The following is a 10,775-nucleotide window of genomic DNA, read 5'->3' as shown; positions in this document are numbered from 1 at the left end:
TGTGCCTGCGTTAGAAGGAGAACAGTTCGAGGTAGAGGTTAGGACGGAAGAGCGTGTTACTGCTCCGGAACGACGTATTCCGTCTTGATTTCGCCGTCGCGCTCGAAGTTAGCGAACTTCGTCTTCGGGTCCATTCGAAGGAGGCGAAGGTAGTGGTAAAGGTCCTGCGCTGACGCCGCCGAATTAACCCACAGCACGACTCCAGCGACACCAGCGACAACACCGTCAGCGACGAGCAGGGCTCCTATCGAGAGAAGCCCAATGGCGACGAACGGTGCGATGAGCATCAGCATGTTTTTCCAAACCGGAATATTCGTCGAGAGCGCGACTACACGGGGGTTCTTCACTCGCCACATCTCGTCGAATCCGAAGTCCGGGTTCAGATTGAGGTAACTGGCGACTACGTAGTGTATCGCCTCATGAATCGGCGTCACAATGCCATAGAACAGGATGGTGAATCCGATGCCGGCTATTGCGACACCTGCGGCGAGAGCGGGGAGTACTGACAGTCCAATTTCGGCGGCGAAGTCGAGCCAGAGACTGACGTACGCATCCGCCCCAACCGCGATTGGCTGAACGGTGCTTATTCCGAACAGTCCGGTCAGTATTACCCCGAGAACGAAAACGGCGCGTTCGCTACGATTGTACTCTTTCGGCTCTGTATGACCGTCGGGAGGCCAATATTCAGGCATACATAAATTAGTCGTCAATCAAATAAGTGCTTTGGGGGAACATACCACGATTACTCAAGTGTAGAATCAAATGTTGGATAGCGCTATCTATCGACCCTCGTTGAACTTCCAACCTGTGGATGAATCTTTAAGACACATTGACTGGAATCAAAGGCTATGTCTGGCGCATCCCTTCGTGACCTCCACGAAGCGATTATTTCAACCCATAAGGAGATTCGCCAAGAGGGAAGTGAGTTTGACTTTCGTTACTCCTTGGTAGACCACCTGTTCACCGATACGCTTGATTGGTCACGAACAGAAGGAGAGGGTCATGTCAACTTTGAGGATGACCGGAAAGACCTGCTATTCTACGACGATAGTGAACCTCCGTTTCCGGTCATCGTCTGTGAAACGAAACGGCCTTCTCACGAACTTGACCTCGATGACGTTGAGCAGTTAGAGACGTATATGAATGGGGTCGGGAGCGCGAAGTACGGGATTCTCACTAACGGCCACGAATTCCGACTCTATGAGTACGTGTCCGAGGATGACACGATTAGGGGCGTCGATGGATTTGATGTAGACGCGGTAGCCACAACAGAGTTTGAGAACCTATCCGAAGGACAGCGGGATGCTTTGGCCGAACTCGAATACCTCCACCGTAGCCGATACGTAGATTTCGGCGATGCTGAGTACTTCCGCGAGACGTATCAAGAAGTCCCCGTTCAATACCAACCGGGTACAGACGACGAAGGGTACGAACTGTTTTTGGAGGCTATCAAAGATTCACTTGACGAACTCACAGATGTTCTCGTGAATTTCTTCGAGGACTACCGGAGCCGCGAAGGAGACTCCTATCCAAAGGAGTTCTTGGACTCCACGTTTCCTGACTGGAAGGAGTGGCGCGAATACACGGGGCGGAGTGACAACGCGAAAGAGGTGTTCTGCCGGGAGACTGCGTACATCATCCTCAACCGGACGTTATTCGCTCGTATCGCAGAGGACAAGGAAATTGTGGGGCATACACGCTTGTCCTCTCGTGGGATGGCCGACGAGCTGGAACTCGATGAGGCCCACCCGTATCTTGATGCGCTTATGGACACCTACGACCGCATCGATGACCACTACCCCGACCTCTACGAACTCGGTATCTTTGACTGGTGGTGGGTGGGCAAGGACAAGAGGGGACAGTTCTCGAAGACAGAGCGGCGAAAGCAGCGTGACCTCGAAGACGACCTCAACTACTCGTTGAGCAAGGTTCTCAAGCGACTCAATCGATTTAATTTCGAGTACGTTAACAGAGACATTCTCGGTCACGTCTACGAAGATTACCTCCCCAAGCAGGAGCGTAAGGAACTCGGGGAGTACTACACGCCGCTTGAAGTCGTACAGTTTATGCTCGACTCAGTAGATTACAGTTCGAATGAGGGTATTGGGCGAAAGAAGGTTCTCGACCCTGCTTGTGGTAGTGGGACGTTTCTCACTGAAGTTACCGAGCGTCTCATCCAGCACTTCTTACAGAAGTTCAACAAGACCAGCGTCCATGAGTTAGATGCAGAGGAGGCCCGTACGATTCTCGAACGAATTGAAGAGAACGTCTACGGAATCGACATCAATCCCTTCGCGGCACACATCTCGCAAATCAACCTCCTGTTTCGGACTATCGACCTATACGACAAAGTTACCGAGAAAGACCCGTACTACACAATGGACGGGTTTGAGATTCATGTTGCCGACACTCTCACCCCGACCCTTCGAGAACAAAAGAATGGAAACTCAGACGAAGATACGATGCAGTCTGGTCTGGAACAATTTGCCGACTACAACGGTCGAGCAAAAGCCTTCATCGAGGACCGCAACGCCGTAGACCAAATCAAAGATGAGGTCGAGTTCGATGTCGTAGTAGCGAACCCTCCCTATGTTCGTATTCAGAATATTACTGGGATGAAGGATACCTATTCAACTCATTACGCCAGTGCAGTAAAAAACTTTGACATATACGTTCCGTTCATCGAGCGTGGAGCCGAATGGCTAACTGATGACGGAAAACTGGCGTACATCTGTCCCGACCGACTCGTAATGGCAGACTATGCCAAGACAATTCGAGACAAACTGGTTCAAGAGCCGATTACCAGCCTAATTGATTTTAAGGAGGCAGATGTCTTCGATGTTCCCACCCCTTACCCTTGTGTCTTCACGATTGACCGAGAGGAAACTGTAGAAGGTAATACGGTTCGATGTGCGCGATTCGCTGAAAAGAACGATGGGGCCTTAGACGAGATTAGATACCTCAACCAATGGGAAACACCTGATGAGGCCGAGGGTTACGAACTATTCGAGTATCCGCAGGCTCAGTTAGCCGAAGACAATGAGGGAACACCAGCCATCTGGAAGCCGATGCCGGAGAACGAGCGAGAGGTCTTCGACAAGGTGGAACGTCGATGTGAATCCCGACTCAAACAGGTAACGGATGCAGTTTTTCAGGGAATCATTACCGGACGTGACAAACTTTTCGTCGGAAAAATAGTCGAAGAAAATGACGATGGAACTGTGCAATTTAATCCACCAGAGAGCGACAAGCAGTTCCCTGTAGAAAAGGACCTCGTGCGTCGACTGTTGAAGGGTAAAGAGATAGAAAGGTGGAAGACTGATTGGAGTGGCCGTTGGGTGATTTTCCCATATGAGGTTTCACACGGTAATGCAAGAGTTCTAACTAAAAGTGAATTAGAGACTGAATACCCAAAAACTTGGGAGTTCTTCCAAGCACACGAGAGCAATCTGAAAAGTCGAGAAGGTGGGAAGTGGAAAGACAAAGAAAACTGGTGGGCGTTCAGTCGTAAGCAGAACATCGAAAAGTTTGAGCGGGACAAAATGATGGTCGGCGTCCTGCGACAAGAACCCTCTTTCGTTCCGGATACAGAGGGTCGTTATTACTTCGTGGGGGGTGGTACTGCTGGAGGCTACGGTATTCATCTTAAAGATGAAGTTGCGCATACAGACCAGGACGTTTTCTATTTCGGAGGACAGATGAACTCGAAATTGATAGAATTCTATCATAAACACATCAGTTTCATTTTCAATGACAAGCACTACTCCTACGGTCAAACCTTTCTTGAACCTCTCCCGGTTGAGATAGACTGCGACAAGAAGGATGAAATTGCACGACTTGCCAGAGAGATACGAGATACCTTGGAACGAGTTACTGAATTAGAATACAAGACATCTAACATTACTAATTATACGACAGATTATGATTTAGATTCAACTATTCTTGACATTGCCGACTCTATCGACCTTTCGGATGATGACTATCGACAAGACCCGATTCGGACCAACGACAAGATGACGGTGAGTTCCGAGAAAGTCTATCAGGTCGTTCTGAAGCAAGGACACGCTCTGGAGTTCACCGACGAGCAGGTTCGGGATTTCGTATTTAATTTCTTGAAGTCGCAAGACAAGCGTCTCGGTCGCCCTGAACTGATTAATATGGAAGTTCCCACCCAAGAGGATGTAGTGACTCTAATGAATGAGTATGAATCCGATGAGGCTCGCATTGAAGAACTGGAACAGGAAGCCGAACAACTACAAGACGAACTGGACGACGTAATTCTACGAGAAGTATACGACCTCAACGAGAGCGATGTGTCAGTGGTAGACGGGTTCTTGGAAGTCTGGTAGTTGTATCCCTCTGCGCTCATAGCCGAATCATATACCACGACAAGTCTCACGCCGTGCCGTCCAGTCCGTGTTTGAGAGCAACCTCGTGGACGACGACGTGTTCAGCGTGCGCGTCGAGCGCGGCGGCGACGCCGTCTACCTCCCGGTGGGTAATCTGTTCGTGGAGGAGCCGCGCGTCGTCGAAGCGGGACACGCGGTGGCGCGGAAGTAGCGTCGGTCGCTCTACCGTCGGGGCGGTTAAATACTACCAGAATTATATAATACCTGTTCTTCTGACTATTGTATGTTTGCGAGTTCGTAAAAACTGAGCAGGTCCCTTGCTCAGTGGACCGCCGTGAACAGACTATTCGTAAGGGGGGATTTAGGGGGGTTTCCAACACGGAGAGATTCTAACTCTGTGGGTAACCAACTACTGAGAGTGTAGAACTAACGAGTACCGAACAGAGAGTAGCGATACGATGGTGTACGAGACTTGGAGCGCTCTGGACAGAAGCGCATCAAGCAGAGCACAGACAAAGCGTACTGTGCTTCTCGGGGCCTCATCGGATGTAAACTCGCGTTCTGAACTCGTGTAGATACTCTCTGTGAGACCTGCTCGAAACGGCTCGGAGAGCGAGCCGGATGAAGTATCGCTTGAGTCGTCCCGCCACGTTCCAATCAGACGCACCAGATTCGCCCGTGAGACGTTTTGTTGGTGGGGGTAAGGGGATTGGTCTCGATTGAGTTCAAATGCGTCTCAGAGCGCCACAGAGCCTCGTGTCCAATTTGGCAGTCGAACAACGTGGCAGAGGATTTCAGGAATTTATTCTATATTTCTGGTATATTCAAATTTTGTATTGTCTCCAGACATATTTCAGACGGGTCAACCTATGCGGTAGTTGTTGAAACTCCCACGAAAACGACAGATGCGGCGAATACTAATTCCGACAGAGTGGGAAGGTGGCGTCTGCGGTCGTAGAACCCTACCCTCCCTATATAAACCATTTACCTTTCATAGGAATAGAGAGGGAGAACTGACCCTCCCTATATAAACCGTTGTGCTTTCATAGTAGTGAGGAAGCACAGGCGACGAAGAAGGGGCGGCCCGCGGGAAGGTGAGGAGAACAATCCCTCGCTTCGATGTGGGTCGTAACCGTAGGACGGCGCTCGGGCTGAAGCCTGGGCTGAAATGTGGTGCGTTCCCGACCGCGCTGAATTCGACCAGCGAAACGGGGGACTAAGACCGATTGTCCGTTTGTAGGTGGGTCGTGTCTACCGGGCACGACCCGAAGCGCCTCTGTCGTGGGGTGGTGGGCGGCCTCGCACGGAGAGCAATCCGAGTCGCAACTCGGGGCGCTCGACGACGTGCGTGCGACGCCAGCGAACTCTACGCTGGTTTCCAACGCGGGACTGACAGCCCTTTGGACACAGCCCGAGACAAAGCGCACGCAACTGAGGACAATACCCGTTACTGGGAGGAGATTGCAGTTGTGTATTGACCCGAAGGGTCACTTCCCCCTGTGAAAGCACGCTGTGAAATCCAGTATCGTGAGCAAACGAAACCCCATCGCGTTCCGAACCGATGAGGCCCGGCTGGTTGACTTCGCGTTCGTCTGTGTGTTCGTATTCACAGCGCGCGCTGTACCAGCGGTGTGAAAGGCTCCGTTAAGAGCGACTTCACACCAGCGGCGTCATCGGATTTTAACCCGCTATGACTACCGAACATCAAATCTTCATCGACGTACCGGATGGTGAACAATACGATGAACTTCAGCGCATCAAACAACAGCACGGGCTGACGTGGCGCGGTCTCTTGCTACAAGGCGCGAACCGTATTGACGAACTGTAACACCGTCGCTACTCGTGTAGTGACGGCGACCCTCCATAGACTTCTCTTGGAGGTCTCCCCGCTATGACTAAATACAGAGACAAGCAGATACTCGAAGAATTGTACGTGGACAAGCAAATGACGATGGGCGAAATTGCCCGCGAGTTCGGATGTTCAACTCCGACCATCAAACGGTGGCTCGACTGGCACGGTATCCAGACGCGAAACCAAGCAGGAAACGGAAAACGACCGTGGCACAGCAAGGAACTGCTCAGGAAGTTACACGTCGAGCAGGGACTTTCTGTTGGTAACCTCGCCGAGCGATTCGGCTGTGACGACTGGACGGTCGAATACTGGCTCAGGAAATTCGAGATAGACGGACGCGAGCCGCCGGCTGGTCTATCAGATAGTCCTCCGACCAATCATTACTGGAGAGAAGACGGATACGAAGTCGTCTGCGCTGACCAGTTCGAAGTTCGCATCCACCGTCTCGTCGCTATTTCCGAGAACGGCCTCAACTTCGTGGAGGATTGGAGTCAGTATCACGTCCACCACAAGAACGGAGTCAAGTGGGACAATAGACCCGGAAATCTGGACGTGGTTACACCGGAAGAACACGGACGGATTCACAACCCGAAAACGAGGGAGAGAGCAACAGCGACGTAGCGGACTTCAGCGACTACAGCCGACATCCACGTACGCTTGTAGGAGAATACGCTTCGCTTGTTTGTCCCCGGCCTTCGAGACGGCCTCGTAGAGGCGTTCCACCTCGTCCTTCGAGAACGTCGCGAACGCCTCCGGCTCATCGGCTTCTTGCTCGTCGGCGTCGCTATTCGGGGAGGCCGCAGCACGACTACTCACGACACCAACGATGTTCTCGTCATCGTCGAGTTCGACGACTGGGAAGTCATCCGGCTCGTGGACCTTCGAGGCGTTCTGCGGGTGGTTCTTCCGCCCGGCGACCTGCCCGAGATGAATCAGCACCCCCTGTTTTCCCTTGAACGGCACGCCACAGTACGGGCAGAGCCGAGCCACGCTCTCGACCTCGCGCTCTGCCGGGTAGTCCACCTCAACCTCCTGCGTTCCGGCTTCTTCGAGGTCGTCGAAGGAGACATGGTCTGGAATCTCTCCCGAGTCGCCGTGTCCGTCGCCGACACTTCGGAGGACGTGGAGGTGCATCCCGCGGGCCAACTTCTCGGCGTCGCACCCCTCAACGGGACACTTCACGACGCGCTCAGCGTTCCGGCTCGGTTTGTCGCTCACACGACCACCTCGCAGACGACGGCGTTCTGAATAGCGGTGCGCTTTTGAGCGGCTGAGTTGTTGCTTCGCATGGCTTTCTGGTTCCACGGAAGGCCACCGTCCGGCGTCCCACCGCCGGGCGATTTCCAGCGCCCCGAGGGGACGGTGTCCTTCTTGATACTACCTAAGACGGCAGTAATCATATAGTTACCGCCTTTGACGGAACTGTTAATGTGAGAAGCCCCGAACGTGGAGGTATGAGTGACGGCTCGAAACCGGGACCGAAGCCGAAGGTGAGCGACGAGGAGATACTTCGCCTGTTCCGCGAGAGTGCCGACCCCGTGCTTTCGACTGGAGAGGTGACCGAGGAGGTTCCACTGAAGCGGCGCGCGACCTACGACCGGCTGGTCGCGCTCGACGAGCAGGGAAAACTCAACTCGAAACAGATTGGCGGGCGAAATACCGTCTGGTGGCTGGCTGAGACGGACGAGGGATAGTCGGACAAAGACTCAGCCCATCTTTCGCAGAGCCTCTCTGCGCGCTTCGATGGACGCCGAATCGTCGTCCGAGCGAGCCTCCTCCCGTTGCTCGGAGAGCCACTCCGCCTGATGCTCGCCGACGGTCGCGTCGATGATTTCCCGTTCGATTTCTCGTTGCTTGTCTCGGGTAGTGGCGTACCCGTGTATCTCGATGAGTTTCGCAACGTGGTCTACGTCAAAGGGCGGGTCTGGTTCAGGCATGCCTGCGTAACCCCCTACGAGCCGCAGAAGTGTAAGTTTAAAGACAGAAGTACCGGGAGTCAATTCTTCGTGAGGGTGCGCGCGCGGCGCTCATCGGGTTCGCGTGCGTCGAGTTGCTCCGTCATTATTCAAAATCGCCAGACGGTGCGGGGTGGGTGAGGAGAAATCGTCAACACGCGGTGCTGAGTGGGGTTCTGGCGCGCGGTGTGAGACGCGAGTTGGTGAGCCGGTAGGCGACTGTTCGTAGCAGTAGTCGCCGAGGCTTGCGCGCGGCTCAACCGACAAGGTTGGTCGGAGCCGTCATTATAGAAAACCGCGGTACGTCGTCGGGGTAGTGAGATTAAATCATCAACACACTACCGGCAAGCGGTGCCGGGCGACGGTACGAACACACCGGTTTCTGGGGAAGGTAAGTATTTAAAGAAGCAACGCCGTGTTGCGATTGCTGAACGCGCGTAGCGCGTATGGACTCGCGGGGATTTGAACCCCGGGCCTCTTCCTTGCGAAGGAAGCGATCTGCCACTGATCTACGAGCCCTCATCACGAATCAATCCCCGTTCGTATTTGTACCTTACCTTTCGCTGACCGGTGCGGGAGACGCTCACATCCGGGAACCGAACCGGTTCGGGGAGTCACCGGAGACGCCGCGAAGCCGACCGGCACCGACGGGGTTACATATCCAGCGCGGGAACTATCGGCTCCAGCGGTCTCCGGTCGGTTCCGCCGACCGATTAACGTTTCTGAGATGCGTTCCACATTCGTTACCTTTTTGCCCGCTGACGACCGAGCGTATCGCATGTCAGACGCGACGGCGACCGACGCGGCGGCCGACGTGGACCCGGCCGCGCTCGCGGCCCTCAAACACGTCGGGCTGGTCGGCGGCCTCTCCGAGACGAAGGTGTCGTGCGCGGCGCTCGGCGACCGGCTCGACGCCTCCACGCAGACCGCCTCCCGACGCCTCCAGACGCTCGAATCCGCGGGCTACGTCGAGCGCGACGTGGTCAGCGACGGGCAGTGGGTTCGGGTGACCGACGCGGGCGAGGCCGCGCTCCGCGCGGAGTACGCCGACTACCGGCGCCTGTTCGAGTCGGACGTCGAGCTCTCGCTCCGCGGGTCGGTCACCGGCGGGATGGGGGAGGGGCGCCACTACATCACGCTGCCGGGGTACGCCGAGCAGTTCCGCGAGCGGCTGGGCTACGACCCGTTCCCGGGCACGCTCAACGTGAACCTCACCGAGGAGAGCGTCCGCCGGCGCGGCGAGATGGCCGGCATCGACGCCGTCCCCATCGACGCGTGGGAGGGCGAGGACCGCACCTACGGCGCCGCCACCTGCTACGGGGTCACCCTCGTCGCGGGCGACGAGCGCTACGAGGAGGTCCACGCCATCGTCCCCGACCGCACGCACCACGACGACGACCAGCTCGAACTGATCGCGCCGGACCGCCTGCGCGACGCGCTCGACCTCGCGGACGGCGACGCGGTGGAGGTCCGCGTCGAGCCGACGAGCCGCGCCGACGAGACGGGATCGACTGCGGTCGAGACGGAGGCCGCCTGATGCGCGCCGATGTCGACGCCGACCCCGAGACGAGCGGGGGCGCGGCCGAGGCCGCCGAATCGACCGAGACCGCCGATCCCGCTGAAACCGCCGAGGCCGTCCCGGACGCGACCGACCCCGTCGAGCGGGCGCTCGACGCCTTCCGCGCCGGCGACCCCGTCTGCGTCCACGACTTCGCGGACCGCGAGGGCGAGACGGACATCGTCTACCCGGCCGGCGCGGTCGACGAGGCCGCGGTCGCGCACATGCGAAACGACGCGGGCGGGCTGATCTGCGTGGCCGTCAGCGACGCGGTCGGCGACGCGTTCGACCTCCCGTTCCTCGCGGACGCGCTCGACCACCCGGCGGTCGACGACGACCCCGACTACGACGACCGGTCCTCATTCTCGCTGCCCGTGAACCACCGCGAGACGTTCACCGGGATCACGGACGCGGACCGCGCGAAGACCATCGTGGAGGTGGCGAACGCGGCCGGCCGCGTCCGCGACGACCCGACCGGCTACGGGCCCGAGGACTTCGCGGCGGAGTTCCGCGCGCCCGGTCACGTCCACGTCCTGCGCGGCGACCGCGACGGGCTCGCGGGGCGGACCGGTCACACCGAACTCGGCCTCGCGATGGCCGAGGCCGTGGGCGCCGCGCCCGCCGCCGTGGTCTGCGAGATGCTCGACGACGAGACCGGCGACGCGCTCGCGCCCGCGGACGCCGCCGCCTACGCGGCCCGCCGCGACATCCCCTACGTCGAGGGCGCGGCCCTCGTCGAGGCGCTGAAGTAATCGACTTTTGATGCGGTCGGCGCGCGCCTGCGAGCGGTCGCCCCCGGCGACCGCGAGCCAGCGCGTGCGAGGGAGTCGGCCGGTCGGAGCGAAGCGGAGACCGGCCGACGAGGCTGGGGAGGCGTGAGGTGCTGTGCGGGGTGGGACTCGAAGGGGCAGTCGCGAGGGCGCCGTAGGCGACGTAAGCACCGCAGCGAAGGAGCGGAGTGACTGAGCGAGGAGCACAGCGAGCGTACGGCGCCCTCGCGACTGGGGCTTCGGGGCAGTTCCTGAGAGCGGTGTGGGTCACGTATTGCCGAGCGGCTGGGG

The 10,775-nt window shown here is 57.0% G+C and carries 9 protein-coding genes and 1 tRNA gene; 6 read left to right on the top strand and 4 right to left on the bottom strand.

What is annotated here, in order from left to right; all coding sequences use genetic code 11:
• Positions 1-56 precede the first annotated feature (56 nt).
• Positions 57-692 carry a DUF3267 domain-containing protein gene (locus EXE42_RS12025; RefSeq protein ID WP_137706597.1) on the bottom strand — a complete coding sequence of 212 codons (636 nt, stop codon included), beginning with the start codon at positions 690-692 and terminating at the stop codon, positions 57-59.
• 156 nt (positions 693-848) lie between these two features.
• Between EXE42_RS12025 and EXE42_RS12020 the strand changes: the two genes are divergently transcribed.
• The 3 genes from EXE42_RS12020 to EXE42_RS12015 all read left to right on the top strand — a co-directional run bounded on the left by EXE42_RS12020 (position 849) and on the right by EXE42_RS12015 (position 6,822).
• Positions 849-4,349 (top strand): Eco57I restriction-modification methylase domain-containing protein, encoded by a 3,501-nt coding sequence (locus EXE42_RS12020; RefSeq protein WP_137706596.1) that lies wholly within the window; start codon positions 849-851, stop codon positions 4,347-4,349.
• 67 nt (positions 4,350-4,416) lie between these two features.
• Positions 4,417-4,560 carry a hypothetical protein gene (locus EXE42_RS18590; RefSeq protein ID WP_158293469.1) on the top strand — a complete coding sequence of 48 codons (144 nt, stop codon included), beginning with the start codon at positions 4,417-4,419 and terminating at the stop codon, positions 4,558-4,560.
• Between the two features lie 1,680 nt (positions 4,561-6,240).
• Positions 6,241-6,822: an HNH endonuclease gene (locus EXE42_RS12015; RefSeq protein WP_137694988.1), complete on the top strand. Its 582-nt coding sequence runs from the start codon at positions 6,241-6,243 to the stop codon at positions 6,820-6,822.
• A gap of 6 nt (positions 6,823-6,828) precedes the next feature.
• Here EXE42_RS12015 and EXE42_RS12010 read toward each other — a convergent pair whose 3' ends face one another.
• A complete protein-coding gene (locus tag EXE42_RS12010; RefSeq protein ID WP_241988376.1) occupies positions 6,829-7,419 on the bottom strand; it encodes a hypothetical protein in 591 nt (196 codons plus the stop codon).
• A gap of 236 nt (positions 7,420-7,655) precedes the next feature.
• Between EXE42_RS12010 and EXE42_RS12005 the strand changes: the two genes are divergently transcribed.
• Positions 7,656-7,895, top strand: a complete 240-nt coding sequence (locus EXE42_RS12005) for a hypothetical protein (protein WP_137706595.1) — start codon at positions 7,656-7,658, stop codon at positions 7,893-7,895.
• 12 nt (positions 7,896-7,907) lie between these two features.
• Here the strand turns inward: EXE42_RS12005 and EXE42_RS12000 are convergent, their stop codons facing one another.
• Both EXE42_RS12000 and EXE42_RS11995 read right to left on the bottom strand, forming a co-directional pair.
• Positions 7,908-8,138, bottom strand: a complete 231-nt coding sequence (locus tag EXE42_RS12000; protein WP_137695124.1) for a hypothetical protein — start codon at positions 8,136-8,138, stop codon at positions 7,908-7,910.
• A gap of 465 nt (positions 8,139-8,603) precedes the next feature.
• Positions 8,604-8,675, bottom strand: a tRNA-Ala gene (locus EXE42_RS11995).
• Positions 8,676-8,934: 259 nt separating this feature from the next.
• Between EXE42_RS11995 and EXE42_RS11990 the strand changes: the two genes are divergently transcribed.
• Together EXE42_RS11990 and ribB are read left to right on the top strand one after the other, a co-directional pair.
• Positions 8,935-9,693: a DUF120 domain-containing protein gene (locus EXE42_RS11990; protein ID WP_092920677.1), complete on the top strand. Its 759-nt coding sequence runs from the start codon at positions 8,935-8,937 to the stop codon at positions 9,691-9,693.
• Entirely contained in the window at positions 9,693-10,466 is a 774-nt protein-coding gene (gene ribB / locus EXE42_RS11985) for a 3,4-dihydroxy-2-butanone-4-phosphate synthase (RefSeq protein WP_137706594.1), read from the top strand. The genes EXE42_RS11990 and ribB overlap by 1 nt, the downstream gene beginning before the upstream one ends.
• Positions 10,467-10,775 lie beyond the last annotated feature (309 nt).

This window comes from Halorubrum sp. SP3 (genome assembly GCF_005435195.1).
GTDB classification, from domain to species: domain Archaea; phylum Halobacteriota; class Halobacteria; order Halobacteriales; family Haloferacaceae; genus Halorubrum; species Halorubrum sodomense.
This window is presented reverse-complemented; position numbering and strand designations above follow the sequence as displayed.

Coding starts and splice junctions, on each gene's coding strand:
- EXE42_RS12025 (WP_137706597.1), bottom strand. CDS start 692: ATGCCTGAATATTGGCCTCCCGACGGTCATACAGAGCCGAAAGAGTAC.
- EXE42_RS12020 (WP_137706596.1), top strand. CDS start 849: ATGTCTGGCGCATCCCTTCGTGACCTCCACGAAGCGATTATTTCAACC.
- EXE42_RS12015 (WP_137694988.1), top strand. CDS start 6,241: ATGACTAAATACAGAGACAAGCAGATACTCGAAGAATTGTACGTGGAC.
- EXE42_RS12005 (WP_137706595.1), top strand. CDS start 7,656: ATGAGTGACGGCTCGAAACCGGGACCGAAGCCGAAGGTGAGCGACGAG.
- EXE42_RS12000 (WP_137695124.1), bottom strand. CDS start 8,138: ATGCCTGAACCAGACCCGCCCTTTGACGTAGACCACGTTGCGAAACTC.
- EXE42_RS11990 (WP_092920677.1), top strand. CDS start 8,935: ATGTCAGACGCGACGGCGACCGACGCGGCGGCCGACGTGGACCCGGCC.
- ribB (WP_137706594.1), top strand. CDS start 9,693: ATGCGCGCCGATGTCGACGCCGACCCCGAGACGAGCGGGGGCGCGGCC.